Annotated in this window: 17 protein-coding genes and 1 pseudogene; 17 read left to right on the plus strand and 1 reads right to left on the minus strand. The window is 38.3% G+C overall.

Annotated features, from left to right (window positions below):
- Positions 1-54: 54 nt before the first annotated feature.
- Positions 55-2,649 (minus strand): ATP-dependent chaperone ClpB, encoded by a 2,595-nt coding sequence (gene clpB, locus QF044_RS21135; RefSeq protein ID WP_307271718.1) that lies wholly within the window; start codon positions 2,647-2,649, stop codon positions 55-57.
- Positions 2,650-3,115: 466 nt separating this feature from the next.
- On the opposite strand from clpB, the gene QF044_RS21140 reads away from it, so the two are divergent.
- The 17 genes and pseudogenes from QF044_RS21140 to QF044_RS21220 all read left to right on the plus strand — a co-directional run bounded on the left by QF044_RS21140 (position 3,116) and on the right by QF044_RS21220 (position 18,411).
- A complete protein-coding gene (locus tag QF044_RS21140) occupies positions 3,116-3,694 on the plus strand; it encodes a TetR/AcrR family transcriptional regulator (RefSeq protein WP_307271721.1) in 579 nt (192 codons plus the stop codon).
- A gap of 393 nt (positions 3,695-4,087) precedes the next feature.
- Positions 4,088-5,404, plus strand: a complete 1,317-nt coding sequence (locus QF044_RS21145; protein ID WP_307271722.1) for a phenylacetate--CoA ligase family protein — start codon at positions 4,088-4,090, stop codon at positions 5,402-5,404.
- Complete coding sequence (locus tag QF044_RS21150; protein WP_307271725.1) at positions 5,404-6,489, plus strand: 2Fe-2S iron-sulfur cluster-binding protein; 1,086 nt, start codon at positions 5,404-5,406, stop codon at positions 6,487-6,489. Before QF044_RS21145 ends, QF044_RS21150 begins: the two co-directional genes overlap by 1 nt.
- A gap of 84 nt (positions 6,490-6,573) precedes the next feature.
- Complete coding sequence (gene paaA / locus QF044_RS21155) at positions 6,574-7,512, plus strand: 1,2-phenylacetyl-CoA epoxidase subunit PaaA (RefSeq protein ID WP_307271727.1); 939 nt, start codon at positions 6,574-6,576, stop codon at positions 7,510-7,512.
- Between the two features lie 128 nt (positions 7,513-7,640).
- Positions 7,641-7,908 (plus strand): annotated as a pseudogene (paaB, locus tag QF044_RS21160) (1,2-phenylacetyl-CoA epoxidase subunit PaaB).
- Positions 7,909-7,996: 88 nt separating this feature from the next.
- A complete protein-coding gene (paaC, locus tag QF044_RS21165; RefSeq protein ID WP_307271729.1) occupies positions 7,997-8,746 on the plus strand; it encodes a 1,2-phenylacetyl-CoA epoxidase subunit PaaC in 750 nt (249 codons plus the stop codon).
- A gap of 85 nt (positions 8,747-8,831) precedes the next feature.
- The gene (gene paaD / locus QF044_RS21170; protein WP_307271732.1) at positions 8,832-9,296 is read left to right on the plus strand and encodes a 1,2-phenylacetyl-CoA epoxidase subunit PaaD; all 465 of its coding nucleotides are present in this window, start codon (positions 8,832-8,834) and stop codon (positions 9,294-9,296) included.
- 216 nt (positions 9,297-9,512) lie between these two features.
- Positions 9,513-10,313 (plus strand): enoyl-CoA hydratase/isomerase family protein, encoded by an 801-nt coding sequence (locus QF044_RS21175; RefSeq protein ID WP_307271734.1) that lies wholly within the window; start codon positions 9,513-9,515, stop codon positions 10,311-10,313.
- A gap of 138 nt (positions 10,314-10,451) precedes the next feature.
- Entirely contained in the window at positions 10,452-11,582 is a 1,131-nt protein-coding gene (locus QF044_RS21180; RefSeq protein ID WP_307271736.1) for a 3-hydroxyacyl-CoA dehydrogenase NAD-binding domain-containing protein, read from the plus strand.
- A 93-nt stretch (positions 11,583-11,675) separates the two neighbouring features.
- A complete protein-coding gene (locus QF044_RS21185) occupies positions 11,676-12,089 on the plus strand; it encodes a PaaI family thioesterase (RefSeq protein WP_307271738.1) in 414 nt (137 codons plus the stop codon).
- A gap of 84 nt (positions 12,090-12,173) precedes the next feature.
- Positions 12,174-13,379 carry a 3-oxoadipyl-CoA thiolase gene (gene pcaF / locus QF044_RS21190; RefSeq protein WP_307271741.1) on the plus strand — a complete coding sequence of 402 codons (1,206 nt, stop codon included), beginning with the start codon at positions 12,174-12,176 and terminating at the stop codon, positions 13,377-13,379.
- A gap of 133 nt (positions 13,380-13,512) precedes the next feature.
- Positions 13,513-14,106: a transferase hexapeptide repeat family protein gene (locus tag QF044_RS21195; protein WP_307271744.1), complete on the plus strand. Its 594-nt coding sequence runs from the start codon at positions 13,513-13,515 to the stop codon at positions 14,104-14,106.
- A gap of 18 nt (positions 14,107-14,124) precedes the next feature.
- Entirely contained in the window at positions 14,125-14,952 is an 828-nt protein-coding gene (locus tag QF044_RS21200; RefSeq protein ID WP_307271747.1) for an alpha/beta hydrolase, read from the plus strand.
- Positions 14,953-14,962: 10 nt separating this feature from the next.
- Positions 14,963-15,232, plus strand: coding sequence for a hypothetical protein (locus QF044_RS21205; RefSeq protein WP_307271750.1), 270 nt, complete (start codon positions 14,963-14,965; stop codon positions 15,230-15,232).
- A 24-nt stretch (positions 15,233-15,256) separates the two neighbouring features.
- The gene (gene paaZ / locus QF044_RS21210) at positions 15,257-17,752 is read left to right on the plus strand and encodes a phenylacetic acid degradation bifunctional protein PaaZ (RefSeq protein ID WP_307271752.1); all 2,496 of its coding nucleotides are present in this window, start codon (positions 15,257-15,259) and stop codon (positions 17,750-17,752) included.
- Between the two features lie 122 nt (positions 17,753-17,874).
- Positions 17,875-18,024 carry a hypothetical protein gene (locus tag QF044_RS21215; RefSeq protein ID WP_307271754.1) on the plus strand — a complete coding sequence of 50 codons (150 nt, stop codon included), beginning with the start codon at positions 17,875-17,877 and terminating at the stop codon, positions 18,022-18,024.
- A 9-nt stretch (positions 18,025-18,033) separates the two neighbouring features.
- On the plus strand, positions 18,034-18,411 hold the full coding sequence (locus tag QF044_RS21220; RefSeq protein WP_307271757.1) for an SMI1/KNR4 family protein: 378 nt from the start codon (positions 18,034-18,036) through the stop codon (positions 18,409-18,411).
- Positions 18,412-18,433 lie beyond the last annotated feature (22 nt).

Raw genomic sequence — 18,433 nt, forward strand, 5'->3', positions numbered from 1 at the left:
CAGATTGGGCTGCACCACTTACTTACAAAAATAATATATATGAAAAAAACTTTTTTATAGTTCGGCAGGTCTGAATACCAGGCCAGTTTCTTCAAAATAATCTAAAGTAATCCTGTCACCGTCATTCACTGTTCCTGCAAGGATCTCTCTTGATAATTTATTTAAAACTTCCTGCTGGATCACTCTTTTCAGAGGTCTTGCACCGAAAGCAGGATCATATCCTTTATTCATTAGATAATCTACAGCGTCCTGAGTAGCAGTCATGATAATGTTTCGTTTGCCTAGCATCTCATTGAACCCTCTCAATTGATACTGAACAATTTTTCCGATTTCCTTTCTGCTTAAAGGCTGGAACAATACCACTTCATCAATCCTGTTCAGGAATTCAGGGCGCAGACTTTGTTTCAGAAGATCAAAAACTTCATCTTTTGTCTTGCTCACAATCTCATCCTGGTTTTCCTCTGTAATATTTTCAAAATTCTCCTGAATCAGGTGTGAACCTAAATTGGAAGTCATAATGATGATTGAATTCTTAAAATTTACCACACGTCCCTTATTATCCGTAAGACGCCCGTCGTCTAAAACTTGCAGCAAAGTATTGAAAACATCCGGATGCGCTTTTTCAATTTCATCCAGAAGAACTACAGAATAAGGTCTTCTTCTTACTGCTTCAGTCAGCTGTCCGCCTTCATCATAGCCTACATATCCCGGAGGAGCACCTACCAGTCTTGAAACACTGTGCCTTTCCTGATATTCACTCATATCGATTCTGGTCATATTATTCTCGTCATCGAATAAATATTCCGCTAAAGCCTTGGCCAGCTCAGTTTTACCAACACCGGTTGTTCCTAAGAATAAGAAAGATCCGATAGGTTTTTTCTCATCACTCAATCCGGCTCTGTTTCTTCTTATCGCATCCGCAACTGCTCCAATCGCTTCATCCTGGCCAACAACACGGTGGTGAAGTTCTGCTTCAAGATTCAATAATTTTTCTCTTTCAGATTGGATCAGTTTAGTCACAGGAATTCCTGTCCATTTCGCAATTACCTCAGAAATATTTTCAGAAGTAACTTCCTCTTTTATTAATTCATTCTGATGATTTTGCATCTCCAGTTCCAGTTTTTGCAAAGCATCTTCCTTCTCCTTTATCTTTCCGTACTGAATTTCAGCTACTTTTGCGTAATCTCCTGCTCTTGAAGCTTTTTCTGCTTCCAGTTTAAGAGATTCAATATCTTTTTTGATCTGGGTTAAATCTTCAGATTTTTGTTTCTCTTTCAACCATTTCGCATTGATCTCATTTCTTTCCTCAGAAATTTTTGAAATATCTTCTTTCAAATGATCAATTTTAGTCTGGTTGCCTTCTCTCGAAATAGCGGCCAGCTCAATTTCCAGCTGCATTAATCTTCTGTCCAGAACGTCAAGCTCTTCAGGTTTTGAATTGATCTCCATTCTCAATTTAGCCGAAGCTTCATCGATAAGGTCAATCGCTTTATCCGGTAAAAATCGATCTGAAATATACCTCTGAGACATCTCCACTGCAGCAATAATTGCCTCATCTTTGATTCTTACTTTATGGTGAGCTTCATATTTATCCTTAATCCCTCTTAGAATTGAGATTGCAGATTCGGTATCCGGTTCTTCCACCATTACTTTCTGGAATCGTCTCTCTAATGCTTTGTCCTTTTCAAAATATTTTTGGTATTCATTCAAAGTAGTAGCACCGATCGCTCTCAATTCTCCTCTCGCTAAAGCAGGTTTCAGGATATTAGCAGCGTCCATTGCTCCTTCACCACCTCCGGCTCCCACCAAAGTGTGAATCTCATCGATGAAAAGAATGATCTGTCCGTCTGATTTTATTACTTCATTTACTACAGATTTAAGGCGTTCTTCAAATTCACCCTTATATTTTGCTCCGGCAATCAAAGCTCCCATATCCAATGAATACAAGGTTTTATCCATCAGGTTTTCAGGAATATCTCCCGAAATGATACGGTGTGCAATTCCTTCAGCAATGGCTGTTTTACCCACACCGGGTTCCCCGATAAGTATAGGGTTGTTTTTTGTTCTTCTCGAAAGGATCTGAAGCACCCTTCTGATTTCCTCATCTCGCCCGATCACCGGGTCGAGTTTTCCTTCAGCTGCTAATTCGTTGAAGTTTTTAGCATATTTATTTAAAGACTGATAAGTCTCTTCCGAACTTGCAGAAGTAGCTTTGCTTCCTTTTCTTAATTCTTTTATAGCACCTTCCAGAAGGCTTTTGGTAACGCCCATATCTTTAAGCATTTTGGATACCTCAGAACTGGTTTCCAGTAATGTTAACCATAAATGCTCAATCGTTACATACTCGTCACCCATTTTCTTGGCAACATTCGGTGCGTCCAGCAATACTTTGTTTGCAGACTGGGAAAGATAGATGTTGCCGCCTTGAACTTTTGGAAGTTTTTCAAGATTTTCACGATTGCGCTCTCTTACCAGGCTGGCATCTGCTTCAGATTTTTTCAGTAAGAAAGGCGAAATATTTTCATCTACCTGAAAAATACCTTCAAGTATATGTTGCGGTTCAATACTCTGATTGCCAAATTCCATAGCAGTCTGTTGTGCCGCCTGAATGGCTTCTTGTGATTTTACAGTATATTGGTTTAAGTTCATATTTTTTATGTTTTTGGTAATAATTTGTTTGTGGTTCAGTTTTTAAAAGACATCAAGAAACTAAATTTTAAGGCTCAATTTCTTAATGCCATCAGTTATTTATCATTTAATCGATTAGCTTATCGCAAAAACTGTTCAATTATTAAATTTACAAAATAAATGGACAAAATTTCCGGATTGTTTATTTTTAACGTTAAATTAACTTGACAAAATTTCCGATTCATTCATTTTTATTTTAAAATAATGGAAAAACCGTCAGATTACGTGAAAACTAAAAATGAGAGAACGAAGAATTTTAGTAATTAACGGCTTTTTATATAAGCTTAAACGAAAATTCCCCTCCGCCGGAGGGGTGGCAAATTGCCATTTGACGGGGTGGTCAAACAAAACTCCCCCTTCTGTGTTTAAATTCATAGCTTTAAATTAACGTATTAACCTCAGAATAATTACTTTTGCATTTTACCAGATGGAGCTTAAAGAAAAACAAAGGAAAATTTTAGACGTCGCCGTAGAACTTTTCAAAGAGAAAGGGTATATGGGTAGCTCGGTAAGAGATCTTGCCACGAAGCTTAACATTAAAGCGGCCTCGCTGTATGCTCATATCCGTTCTAAGGAAGAAATCCTGGAATGGATTTGTTTCGGAATTGCGCAGGAATTTTTTGATGAGCTCCAGGAAGTGAAAAATACAGACATTGCTCCAAAAGATAAGTTGAACCTTTTTCTGGATAAACATTTATCAGTTGTTCTTCAAAACCGTGACGTCACCCACATTTATTCCAATGAATGGCGGCATCTTGAAGAAAGGCTTCCTGAATTCATAGAGCTCCGGAAAAACTATCAGGAAGAGGTAGAACAGTTGATCTCCGAAATCTATAAAGCCGAAAACTGGGAGCTGAAATCGCCGACCTTTACGACAAGATTCATTCTTCACACTCTTAATAATTCATATTTCTGGTTCAAAAGAAATACGGAATCCACTTCTGAAATTACAGATGAGATAAGAGCTAAGCTTCTTTATGGGTTGTTGGGCAATCAGAAACAATAATTTTTTTATCGCAAAAGACACAAAAGCTTTGTGCATAAGGTTTACATTTTTAAGCTGAAAGTTTTAGTGCTGAAAAGCGTATTTTTTATCCTTGGCAAGGTTTTAAACCTTGCCAAGGATATTCAGAAATGACGTGACCTAATAGTTGCTCTTTTCAGTATGAATGACAATTTGATATTTCCTTATTATTCTTCACTCCTTACAAATGTTAATGTTTCAAATAAAGATTCTTTTCATACAACTCTAAATATTTGTCTTATTTACGGACGAAATAGCTCGTTTAATTACTATTCGATTATTTAGAATCATTCAAAAAATGACAAAAATCATAAAAATTTGGCCAGCATAGAAATTCTTTTTAAATTTACACCTAACAAATGTTAGTTAGTGGATATGGATTTTTCAGTTGAATACTTAGAACTCGACCAGTTGAGACTGCTTCAGTCTGGCCGTTTGGCAGACTTGGTCGGCTATCTTGGAGAGAGATCAGAATTTTATAGAGGGAAATTTAATGAATTGGGAGTATCTCCACAAGATATAAGGTCGATTGAAGATATTACGAAACTTCCTATAACTTATAAACAGGATTTAAGGGATAATTATCCATTCGGATTGTTTACTGTTCCAAAAAATGAACTGCAGAGAATTCACTGTTCCAGCGGAACAACAGGAAAGCCAACGGTGGTAGGCTATACAAAAGAAGATGTAGATCTTTTCAGTGAAGTTGTTGCCAGATCATTATATGCGGCTGGAGCTAGACCGGGAATGCAGTTACATAATGCCTACGGATATGGAATTTTTACCGGAGGATTAGGACTTCATTACGGAGCAGAAAAACTAGGAATGAGCGTTCTTCCCATTTCAGGAGGAATGACGGCCAGACAGGTTGATCTGATCATTGATTTTAAACCTGAAGTAATATGCTGTTCTCCGTCTTATGCACTGACAATTGCTGATGAATTTGCCAAGAGAGGAATTACTGCGGAGGAAATCAGTTTAAAATATGCTGTTTTAGGTTCAGAGCCCTGGACAGAAATTATCAGAAACCATATTGAGGAAAGATTAGGCCTGCATGCTACCAATATTTATGGATTAAGCGAGATCATAGGGCCCGGGGTATCCATGGAGGATTTTGAAGAGAAAGGAGGATCTTACATTTGGGAAGATCATTTTTATCCTGAAATTTTAGATCCAATTACTAAAGAACCGGTTCCTTTCGGGGAAGAAGGGGTTTTGGTGATTACCACTTTAACGAAAAAGGCAATGCCGCTCTTACGCTATTGGACCAATGATATTACAAGTCTCTATTATGATGACAATGCCAAAAGAACCATGGTTAAAATGAGACCATTGAAAGGCAGAGCAGATGATATGTTGATTGTAAGAGGAGTGAACGTTTATCCAAGCCAGATTGAAGATGCATTTTCATATGTGAAGGGAGTCGTTCCAAACTATTATCTTACCCCAATTGAAAAAGAGCAGATGTGTGTCGCTTTGGATATTGATGTAGAAATTGACGATGAATTGGTGAAATCTGAAAAAATGAATGCAGGAACCGATGATTATTTTAATTTTGTCGGAAATTTTGGAAAAAACATAGAAAACGAAATAAAAAAGAGGGTAGGAATTACTACAAAAGTGAAAATCCATGCCCAGGACAGCCTGCCGAAGTGCGAAGGCGGAAAAATTAATAGAATACTTAAAAAATAATGAATTCATTTTATAAACTTAAAACGGTAAAGGTTCAGAAAGATACTTCTGATGCGGTGAACGTAGCAGTAGAAATTCCTGAGGAGCTGAAAGATAAATTCAGGTTCAAGCAGGGGCAGTATCTTAATTTCCGTATGATGATCGACGGAAATGAAGAAAGACGTTCTTATTCTATCTGCAACGCACCGAGTGAAAAAAGCAACACACTGGAAGTTCTTGTGAAGCTTTTGGAAGGCGGAAAAGTTTCAGGATATTTCAATGAACATCTTCACATGGACGAAGTGCTGGAAGTAATGCCCCCAATGGGTGGTTTCAATACTTCTTACCACCCAACCAATGTGAAAACCTACGTGGGTTTAGCAGCGGGAAGTGGGATCAGCCCTGTTTTATCCAATATTAAAGAAAGCCTTTATCAGGAGCCGGACAGTAAAGCTTATCTGTTTTACAGCAACAGAAGCATGAATCATGTGATGAAAAAAGGTGAGATTGATAAATTGGTAGAGCATTTCGGCGGTAGGCTGAAAGTTATTTATCTGGTAAGCCGTGAAAAACATGAAGATCCTGTATTTGAAGGAAGGATTTCTGCTGAGAAGCTAGAGCAGTTATTTGAAAGATATACAGAGATCGATGTAAAAGAATCTACTTATTTCATCTGTGGTCCTGCAGAAATGATTAAAGGAATTTCTGATTATTTAAAGAAAGATAAAAAAGTACCTGCTATTCAGGTTTTATTTGAATATTTCACTGCTCCCGACGACGAAAACTCTGAGGAAATGAGTGACGAATTCAAGGCAATAGCCAATCTGGAAAGTATGGTAACGGTCATCATTGATGATGATGAATATTCGTTCCACCTCAATTCTAAAAAAGAGAGTATCTTAGATAAAGCATTGAAAGACAATCTTCCGGTACCTTTTGCTTGCAAAGGAGGAGTTTGTTGTACGTGTAAAGCGCAGGTTTTGGAAGGAGAAGTTTTCATGGAGAAAAATTTCGCGCTTACCGAAGACGAAGTAGCCAGAGGCTATGTTCTGACGTGTCAATGTCACCCGACAACGAATGTGGTGATGCTTAATTATGACGTTTAATTTTTTGTAAAATGTACAATGTAAAAAGTAAATCAAAATACATTGTACACCCGACATTTTACTTTAATACAAAAAACAAAAGAAATGGACTTAGAAAAATTTGTTCAATACGTTCACGATGAGAATAAAGTAGAACCAAAAGATGTAATGCCCGATGATTACAGAAAACTGTTGGTTCGTCAGATTTCACAGCACGCCCATTCTGAGATTGTCGGAATGCTGCCGGAAGCTAACTGGATTTCAAGAGCACCTTCGTTGAGAAGAAAAATGGCTCTTTTAGCTAAAGTTCAGGATGAGGCGGGTCACGGATTATACCTGTATTCCGCAACTGAAACTTTAGGTAACGGAACCATCAGAGCAGACAGAGATGCTACTTATGAAGATATGTTGGAAGGTAAAGCGAAATATTCAAGTATTTTCAATTATCCGACATTAAGTTGGGCAGATATCGGTGCCATCGGTTGGTTGGTAGATGGTGCAGCCATTATGAACCAAGTGATGCTAATGGGGAATTCTTACGGTCCTTATTCAAGAGCGATGGTGAAAATATGTAAAGAAGAATCTTTTCACCAAAGACAAGGTTATGAAATTCTGATGGCGCTTTGCCGTGGAACAAAACAGCAGAAAGAAATGGCTCAGGCTTCGTTAAACCGTTTCTGGTGGCCAGCTTTAATGATGTTTGGACCAAATGACGACAGCTCGCCAAACTCTAAAATATCAATGAACTACAGAGTAAAAAGAGAAAGTAACGACAGCCTTCGTCAGAGATTTATCGATGTTACCGTTTCTCAGGCTGAATTCTTAGGATTAACCGTTCCGGATAAAGATCTGAAGTGGAATGAAGAAAGACAGCACTACGATTTCGGAGAGCTTCCATGGGATGAATTCATGGAAATCTTAAAAGGAAATGGGCCTTGTAATAAAAAAAGATTACAAACCAAAGTAAAAGCACAGCAGGAAAATCTTTGGGTAAAAGAAGCAGCAATAGCTTTTGCAGAAAAACAACAAAAAGAAGTAATATAATAATGTAACAATATACCAATGTAAAAATGTAACAATCACTGTCGTGCTGAGCTCGTCGAAGCATCTCATTGGTAAACTGTTACACTGATACATTGCTAATTTATAATTTGACTATGGCAAATTTAGATATGTGGGAAGTGTTTATTCAGACTAAACCGGGATTATCCCATAAACACGCAGGAATAGTACAGGCACCAACAGCAGAAATGGCTTTGCAGAACGCAAGAGACGTTTACAACCAGAAGAAAAGAAGGGACTTCTGTTTGGGTAGTTCCAAGTAAATATATTGTGACGTCAGAAGGAGTAGATAAAGAAGCTTTCTTTGATCCGGCAGATGACAAACTATACCGTCACCCGACATTCTACGATATTCCTAATGATGTAAAAAATATGTAATTAATAAAGACTTTAAGATGTGAGATATCAGATACAAGACAATGTCTAATCTGAAATCTAGTGTCTGAAATCTGAAATCTATTAAACAATGAATTCATTATATAATTATTTATTAAAGTTTGCTGATGACAGCTTCATCATGGGACAGAGACTGTCTGCATGGTGCGGTGAAGGACCTTATCTGGAGGAAGATATCGCATTGACAAACATCGCGCTGGACGAATTGGGACAAGCCAATAACTTTTATGTGTATGCATCAAGAGTGGCGGATAACGGTAAAAGTGAAGATGATATAGCCTTCTTAAGATATGAGCACGAATATGTAAATGCACATTGGGTTGAACTTCCTAATGAAGATTATGCTCAGACCATTCTTAAAGTATATGTTTTTTCTGTCTATCAGAAATTAATGTATGAAGCATTATCAAATTCTGCCGATGAAGAACTTTCCGCTTTGGCTCAAAAGTCCTTGAAAGAGGTGAGATACCATTATACTCATGCTTCTTCCTGGATGAAAATTTTTGCTCAGGGAACAGAAGAAAGCCGTGAACGGTTAGTAAAATCTCTTGATAATATCTGGGAATATACAAAAGGCTTATTTGCAAAAGTAGATGGCGAGGATGATTTAATTGCTTTAAATATCGCTCCGGATGGAGATGAACTGTACAAAGAATTCCTGGCCATCACACAAAAAGATTTTGCAGAGTATGGATTGGAATATCCGGCAAATCCTTTTATGCAGCCTAAATCAAGAACAGGATACCATACCGAATATTTCGGATTTATTCTTTGCGAACTTCAGTATATGCAGAGAGCGTATCCGGGATGTACGTGGTAAATATTTGAATGTAACAATATAGCAGTTTAACAATGTAACAATTAATTGCTAGACTGTTAGATTGATAAATTGGTACATTTTAAAAATGAAAGATCCTTTAGAAATATTAGAATTAGTTCCCGATCCGGAAATTCCGGTAATCAATATCGTGGAACTGGGTATTGTAAGAGAAGCTAAAGTTACAAGCGAGAATTCTTGTGAAATAACAATTACGCCAACCTATTCTGCCTGTCCTGCCATGTTCACCATTGAGGAAGACATCATGAAGATCATGAGGGAAAACGGCTGGGATGCCAAAGTGGTCACTAAAATGTTTCCGATATGGACTACAGATTGGATCACGGATGAAGCGAGAGAAAAACTTCGTATGTACGGAATAACACCTCCAGAAAAAGGAGCAGACGAACATCACATCGGGAAACCGAAAAAATGCCCGCGTTGTGGCTCTATGAATTCAAAACAGATCAGCAGATTCGGGTCTACATTGTGTAAGGCTTCTTATCAATGCTTAGACTGTCTGGAGCCGTTTGATTATTTTAAGTGTCACTAATTAATGTACCAATATATCAATCTAACAGTTTACCAATGTCGGAATAATTGTTACACTGTTAGATTGATATATTGTTAGATTATTTAATGTTATGCAAGACTATTGATTGTTACATTGTTAAACTGATATATTGTTACACTACAGAGATTGCCACATTATTTTATATTGTTAAATTAGGGCAATATAATTTTTAATCATTTAATTTAAATTTAAACCATGTATACACAACTTGATATTGAAACGCATTTTGACGGAAAACTAAAAATTGCTTACCTCAATCAGCCCGAAACAATGAACGCGCTTACAAAGCCATCTTTATCAGATCTTAAAGATTTCATTAAAGAATGCAGCGAAGACCCTACAGTAAGATGTGTGGCGATTTCGGGAAGAGGAAGGGCTTTCTGTTCCGGTCAGAACCTGGATGATGCTTTCGTACAGGGCAATGAGCACCATGATAACGATATCATCAGAAAAATTGTAGTGGATTACTACAATCCTCTGGTAACAGAGATTACGCGTTGTAAAAAACCTGTTGTGGCATTGGTAAATGGCCCTGCAGTAGGTGCAGGTGCGATGCTTGCCCTGATTTGTGATTTTGTTTTAGCAGTAGACAAATCTTATTTTGCTCAGGCCTTTTCAAATATCGGACTCATTCCTGATACGGGTGGAACTTATTTCCTTCCAAAACTATTAGGAAGACAATTGGCCAATTATTTAGCATTTACAGGCAAAAGACTGTCAGCTGAAGAATCTAAATCTTACGGTTTGGTCGCTGAGGTTTTCACTGAAGAAGAATTTGCTCCAAAATCCATGGAGATTCTCGGAAAAATGGCAAATATGCCAACTGCTGCTATTAAATTAACTAAAAAAGCTTTTGCTCAGTCTTATAATAATACACTGAGAGAACAGCTTGAATTAGAAGCTGATCTACAGCAGGAAGCTGCACAGACAGAAGATTTCATCGAAGGGGTAAACGCCTTTTTACAGAAAAGAAAACCTGATTATAAAGGGAAATAAATTTCGTATGAATGTATTCATGTAAAATGTATTCATGACTTTAATGCAGGCTTAGGTTGAAAATAAGTTAAGAATGCATTTTTGTTTTTTTAGCTTTTACATGAATACTTTTTACATAAATACATTGTACAAATTAAAATGAATATAGGAATTATTGGGGCAGGAACCATGGGCGTAGGAATTGCTCAGGTAGCTGCAACAGCGGGATGCAAGGTCGTTTTATTCGATGCCAATGCTCCGCAGATTGATAAAGCATTATCAGGCTTAGAGAAAACACTTCAGAAATTAGTGGATAAAGCTAAAATTTCTCAGGAAAAAGCCACAGAAATCAGAAACAATATCGTTAAAGGTGAAGCTTTACAGGATCTGAAAGATTCCGATCTCGTGATCGAAGCCATTATCGAAAACAAAGACATAAAAACCAAAGTATTTACAGAACTGGAAACTTATGTTTCCGAAGACTGTATCATCGGTTCCAACACATCCTCCATTTCTATCACCTCTCTTGGGGCAGAATTAAAGAAACCTGAGCGTTTCATCGGAATTCACTTTTTTAATCCGGCTCCATTGATGCCATTGGTTGAAATCATTCCATCCCTGTTAACAGAAAAATCATTACCGGAAAAAATGTATAGCCTCATGAAAGAATGGGGAAAGATGCCGGTGATTGCCAAGGACATTCCCGGATTTATCGTCAACAGAATTGCCCGTCCCTATTACGGTGAAGGTTTAAGAATTGTTGAAGAAAATATAGCAACGCCGGAACAGGTAGATGAAGCGATGAGAACATTGGGAAACTTCAAAATGGGCCCATTTGAATTAATGGATCTTATTGGTGTGGATGTGAATTTTGCAGTAACTACAACCGTTTACAAAGATTATTTCTACGATCCGAAATACAAACCGTCTCTGCTTCAGCAAAGAATGGCTGAAGCCAAACTTCATGGCAGAAAAACGGGAAAAGGTTTCTATGATTACGCAGAAGGTGCCGAGAAACCGGTTGCTGAAAAAGACGATGCATTATATCAGCAGATCTTTTTAAGAATCATTTCAATGTTGATCAATGAAGCCGTAGAAGCCAAAAGATTAGGAATTGCCAACGATGAAGACATTGAGCTGGCGATGCAGAAAGGAGTAAATTATCCAAAAGGATTATTAAGCTGGGGAAAAGGAATCGGTTATTCAAAAATTTCCGAAACTCTGCAGAATCTTTATGAAGAATATCAGGAAGAAAGGTACAGACAAAGCCCTTTACTTCATAAAATGTAACAATATAATAAATCCAACAATGTAACAATCCATTGAGTATTTTGAATTTCTATTGGTAAACTGTTACATTGATACATTGTTAAATTAAAAAAAATGACGCCGAGACAAATTGCAGATTATATGTTCGGTCAGGATTATTTTTCCCAATGGATGAATATCAAAATGATCGAAGTCAAAGAAAACTATTGCTTAATAGAAATGCCCATCAAGAAAGAGATGATCAATGGGCTTAAAACGGTTCACGGTGGTGTGACGTTCGCTTTTGCAGATTCTGCACTGGCATTTTCATCCAATAATACCGGAGATGCGGCCGTGGCCCTGAACTGTATCATCAATTTTACCAAAGCAGGAAAAGAAGGTGATGTTTTCAGAGCAGAAAGCATTCTGGTGAATGATACCAGAAAAACAGCCGTTTACGACATCAAAATTACCAATCAAAACAATGACTTGATTGCAAAATTCGTCGGAACCGTCTATAAAATTGGAAAAAAAGTAACTGAACTATAAATAAAATGTACCAATTTGAAAATGTACCAATCTACTAATCCAATTGTTACATTGTTAAACTGATACATTGTTAAATTAATAAAAATGAACAACGTATATATCATAGACTACGTAAGAACACCAATTTCAAAATTACAGGGCGGGTTATCAGAAGTAAGAGCTGATGATTTGGCTGCAGTAGTTATCAAAGAAGTTATGGACAGAAATCCTGAAGTTCCTGCTGAGGAAATTGAGGACGTTATTTTCGGGTGTGCCAACCAGGCAGGAGAAGATAACCGTAACGTAGCGAGAATGGCTCTTTTATTGGCAGGGTTGCCTTACAAAATCGGAGGGGAAACAGTAAACAGGCTTTGTGCTTCAGGAATGTCCGCGGTGGCTAATGCTTTCCGTTCCATTGCTGCGGGAGAAGGTGAAATTTATATTGCAGGCGGCGTAGAACACATGACCCGTTCGCCTTACGTAATGTCTAAGCCGGGTGCTGCTTTCGGAAGAGACAGCCAGATGTTTGACACCACTTTCGGATGGCGTTTTGTTAATCCTAAAATGAAAGAAATGTACGGGGTAGACGGAATGGGGGAAACAGCAGAGAATCTTGCAGATATGCACAATATCAGCAGAGAAGATCAGGATAAATTTGCCCTTTGGTCTCAGCAGAAAGCTACAAAAGCTCAGCAAAGCGGAAGACTGGCGGAAGAAATTGTAAAAGTTGAAATTCCTCAGAAAAAAGGCGAGCCTAAAATTTTTGATCAGGATGAATTCATTAAACCTACTTCTTCTATGGAAGGTTTAGGAAAACTTCGTCCGGCTTTCAGAAAAGAAGGAACCGTAACCGCAGGAAATGCTTCAGGAATGAATGACGGAGCAGCAGCTCTTATCCTGGCCAGTGAAGAAGCCGTGAAAAAATATGGTTTAAAACCAAAAGCGAAGATTTTAGGATCTGCAGTAGCTGGCGTAGAGCCTAGAATTATGGGGATTGGACCAGTAGAGGCCGCCCAAAAATTATTAAAAAGATTAAATCTTTCTCTGAACGATATGGACATCATTGAACTGAACGAAGCATTTGCAGCACAGGCTTTAGCCGTGACTAGAAGCTTAGGTTTGAAAGATGATGATTCCAGAGTGAATCCAAACGGAGGAGCTATTGCCATTGGCCACCCACTGGGAGTTTCCGGAGCAAGAATCATTGGTTCTGCCGCTATGGAACTTCAGAAGCAAGATAAGAAATATGCATTGTGTACCCTTTGTATCGGTGTAGGACAAGGCTATGCAATGGTCATTGAAAAAGTATAACTTTTTCAATAATGTAACAATATAGAAATGTAACAATGTAACAATTCCTATGATATGAGCCTTTCGAAGAATTTCTCATTGGTAAACTGTTAGATTGATACATTGTTAAATTAAATTTTTAACAAAAAATTTTATGAACATCTACTCATACCACGGTATCCGTCCCATCATCAAACCTTCTGCCTATATTCATCCGCAGGCCGTGATCATCGGAAATGTGGAAATCGGCGAAGAAGTATATATCGGTCCCAATGCTGTGATCCGCGGTGACTGGGGGAAAATTATTATTAAAGATGGAGCCAACGTCCAGGAAAACTGTACCCTTCATGTGTTCCCGAATATTGAGACCATCCTGGAAGAATCAGCCCATATTGGTCACGGAGCGATCATCCATTCCGGGCATATCGGTAAAAACTGTCTTGTAGGAATGAATTCGGTAGTGATGGATAAAGCCGTTATCGGTGACGAATGCATCATCGGAGCTCTGGCTTTTGTTCCTGCTAATTTCAGATGTGAACCTAGAAAATTAATTGTGGGAAGCCCTGCCAAAATTATCCGTGATGTTTCCGATGAAATGATCCATTGGAAAACCGAAGGAACCAAACTCTATCAACAGCTGGCAAGAGAAGGAAAAGAGGCTATTCTTCCATGTGAACCGTTTTCTGAATATGTAGAACAGATTCCTACCAAAACTGTTGATTACAGCATTTGGGCAGATTTAAAATAAATTAAAAACAGAAAATTAATGATTAAAAAGATTCTCATAGCCTGTAGCCTGCTGTTTGCCTTTCAATTCATGGTTTTAGCCCAGAATGAAAAAGCAAAACCGTTGACTATCGGAGAGGTCAGGACACTCAAGTCTAAAATCTTAAATGAAGACAGAACTTTAAATATTTATCTTCCCCAGGGTTTTGATAAAGCAAAGTCATATCCGGTGATCTATCTGCTGGATGGCTCAATGAATGAAGACTTCATTCATGTTTCTGGGTTGGTACAGTTCTTTAATCAAATGTATGCAATGCCTGAAACCATCGTGGTAGGAATTGCCAATATCGACAGAAAAAGAGATTTTACCTTTCATACCGATCTTAAGGATTTACAAAAAGATTACCCTACGACAGGCCATTCAGACAAGTTTATTGATTTTCTGGAAAAAGAATTACTTCCTTACATCGGAAGCCAGTATAAAACAACAGAGAAATATCTATTCGGGCAGTCCCTGGGAGGGCTTCTGGCAACAGAAATCTTGTTGAAAAAGCCTGAAATGTTCAATAACTATTTTATCATCAGTCCAAGTTTGTGGTGGGACGATCAGAGCTTATTAAAACAGGCTCCGCAATTGCTTTCCAAAAGCCAGGATACTAATAAATTTATTTACGTTTCTGTAGGAAAAGACGAACATCCTGTGATGGTAAAAGACGCAGGATCTCTTTATGATGTAATGAAACAGGCTGGTAAAAAGAACTGGACTGTGGAATATAAAATGATGGAAACAGACAATCATGCGACCATTCTTCACCGAAGTTTGTATGAAGGTTTGGTGAAACTATTCCCATACAGGGAACCGAAATAAAGACTTTGAAATGATACCTTTTCTGAAGAGATATTGGAGTTTCCTGTTCATTGCTCTCATCGGAATCAATTATGCAGGATTCTATTTGCTGAAAGAATTATTAGGTATTTCCGATGCATTGGAGCATGTAGAATCAGAACATGTGATCAGAAAGCTGAAACAGAAGGATTTTTTATATACCCTCTTTGCAGATGCAGTCCTGATTATGGATTTTTCCCTTGTTCTGTTGCTGCTGTTTGTGGCAGGAAGGAAAATGGTACAACTCATTATTAAAAAATAAAGTCAGTAAAAAGTTAAAAATAATATGGAAAAACTGAAAAATTACATCTACGGAGAATGGGTAGAAGGTACCGGAAACGGAATGCCTTTATACAATGCCGTTACAGGCGAGCAGGTTGCTGTTTCAGATACAGAAGGGCTTAATTTTGAGCAGGCCCTTGACTACGGAAGAACAGTAGGCTACAAAAACCTTTCTTCCATGACGTTTTATGACAGAGGAGAGATGCTGAAAAAAGTGGCTCTTTATCTTTTGGAAAGAAAGAAAAAATATTACGAATTATCATATAAAACCGGAGCTACCCACGCAGATTCATGGGTAGATATAGAAGGAGGTTTCGGCACTTTCTTTACCTATTCCGGATTGGCAAAAAGAATGCTTCCAAACACTCCGTTTTGGGTGGATGGGGAAACTCAGAAAATCTCTGCCAACGGAACTTTTCTGGGAACTCATATTCTTACACCAAGTGAAGGGGTTTCTATACAGATCAATGCCTATAACTTTCCGGTTTGGGGAATGCTGGAAAAATTGTCAACATCCCTGTTGGCAGGTGTTCCTTCCATTGTAAAGCCATCTCCTTACGGTTCTTACTTAACGAATGCTGTTTTTCAGGATATGATCGAAAGTGGAGTGCTTCCGGAAGGTGCACTTCAATTGGTTTGCGGTGAGCCAGGAAATATCCTGGATTATGTTCAGGATGGTGATTCTGTGCTGTTCACCGGTTCTGCCCATACAGGAAGAAAACTGAAATCAATGCCTTCCATCGCAGGCAATGCAGTGCGTTTCAATATGGAAGCAGATTCACTCAACTGCTCCATTTTAGGTTTGGATGCAAAACCGGGCACTCCGGAATTTGATCTGTTCATTAAAGAAGTACGTACTGAAATGACCACAAAAGCAGGGCAGAAATGTACGGCAATCAGAAGAATTATTGTCCCTGAGCACCTCATCGGAGATGTTCAGAATGCTTTGTCTAAAGCTTTAGATCAAACCAAAATCGGAAACCCGTTAAGCAGAGAAACCAGAATGGGATCACTGGTAGGGAAACAGCAGTATGATGAGGTCGTTAGAAAAGTAAATATTTTAAAATCTGAAACCGAACTAATTTACGACGGAAAGCATGAGCTTGTAGATGCAGATTATGACAATGGAGCATTTATGAGCCCGAAACTGTTCTTAAACGATAAGCCTTTTGAGAAAAACATCTCTCACGATGTAGAAGCGTTCGGACCGGTTTCTACGTTAATGCCTTACAAAGATGCCGAAGAAGCAGCAGCTCTTGCTAAAAGAGGAAAAGGAAGCTTGGTAGGTTCTATTATTTCACATGATGAAAACTTTATCGCAGAAACGTCATGGAAAATGGCTTCCCAGCACGGCAGAATTTTTGTTCTGAACAGAGATAACGCCAAAGAAAGTACAGGTCACGGTTCACCGCTGCCTACACTGATGCATGGTGGTCCGGGAAGAGCTGGTGGAGGTGAGGAAATGGGCGGACTGAACGGTCTTCATTTCTTCCTTCAGAAAACAGCAATTCAGGGTTCTCCGGATGTGTTGAAGGCGATTACAAAAGTATATCAGCAGGGTGCAGAGAAAAAATTCTCAGACAAGCATCCGTTTCAGAAATATTTTGAAGAAGTGGAAGTAGGAGATTCACTGGAAACGGCAGGAAGAACCGTTACTGATGCGGATATCGTTAATTTCTCCAACGTTTCATGGGATCATTTCTATGCCCATACTGATGCAACCAGCTTAACCGGAACTATTTTCGACAAAACAGTTGCTCACGGATATTTCATCCTTTCTGCAGCAGCAGGGCTCTTCGTTTCAGGGAAAAAAGGACCTGTTATTGCAAACTATGGATTGGAAAACTGTTCATTCTTTAAACCCGTTTATGCAGGAGATACTATCACAGTGTATTTAACAGCAAAAGAAAAAATAAACAGAGGGGTAAAAGGAAGAAACATTCCTTCAGGCGTTGTAAAATGGCTGGTAGAAGTGGTGAATCAAAGAGATGAAATCGTTTGTGTAGCGACGATCTTAACATTGGTGGCAAAACATTCTCCTTTCATCGATCTGAATGTGAAAAATGTTCAGAAGATATTAGGAGGTTTAACAGAAAGCACACAGCCAAGTTGGGGTAAAATGTCTCCTCAGCAAATGATCGAACATCTGGAACATGGTGTTCTGGTAAGTTTAGGTGAGCCGGAGGCCGACAAATGTTTCACACCGGAAGAACAGTTGGAAAAATGGCAGGATTCACTTTATAACCATAGAAAAATGCCGAAAGATTTCCCTGCTCCATTCCTGGCTGAAGATGAAACCTTATTGGAATTGAAGCATAAAAATCTGGATGCTGCCAAACAGTCTTTCCTGGATAACTTACAAAGATTTACAGTGTATTACAGAGAAAATCCACAAGCAGAGCATATGAATTTTGTATTTGGAAAACTGAATAAAGAAATGTGGGAACTGATGCATAAAAAGCATTTTACCCATCACTTTGAACAGTTTGGATTGATTTAATTCAAAATAAAATATAAATTTATGATCCCTTTTGGTTTTTACTGAAAGGGATTTTTTTAACCTTGACAAGGATTTTAATTACTTTTACAGTACAATCAGAATCTCATTATTTAAAACAAGATATGGAACTACAATTTTTCAAAGACTTTGACTTTACGGATTTCTGGAACGAAAGCAGTTACTCCGTGAGAGATTATATCGAACCGTTTCCGGATGATGAGCTTATTGCTTCCGTAGAAGAAGAGCTTGGCTACAAACTTCCGGCTTCTTAAATTGAACTGATGAGACTGCAGAACGGCGGGTTGGTTGATAAATCCTGTTTTCCTACATCAGAAGAGAACTCTTGGGCAGATGATCATATTGCCATTACCGGAATTATGGGAATCGGAAGAGAGAAAACCTATTCCATTTGTGGAGAACTCGGAAGCCAATTCATGATCGATGAGTGGGGATATCCGGCAATCGGTGTTTATATATGCGACTGTCCTTCAGCAGGACATGATATGGTTATGCTGGATTATTCCAATTGTGGAAAAGATGGAGAGCCTGAAGTGGTTCACATTGATCAGGAAGATGATTATAAAAAGATATTGCTGGCCAAAGACTTTGAAACTTTCATAAAAGGATTGAAATCTGAAGAAGAATTTGACGGGGAATAAATAAACAGGTACTTTTAAACTT

It is taken from the genome of Chryseobacterium sp. W4I1 (assembly GCF_030816115.1).
GTDB lineage: Bacteria > Bacteroidota > Bacteroidia > Flavobacteriales > Weeksellaceae > Chryseobacterium.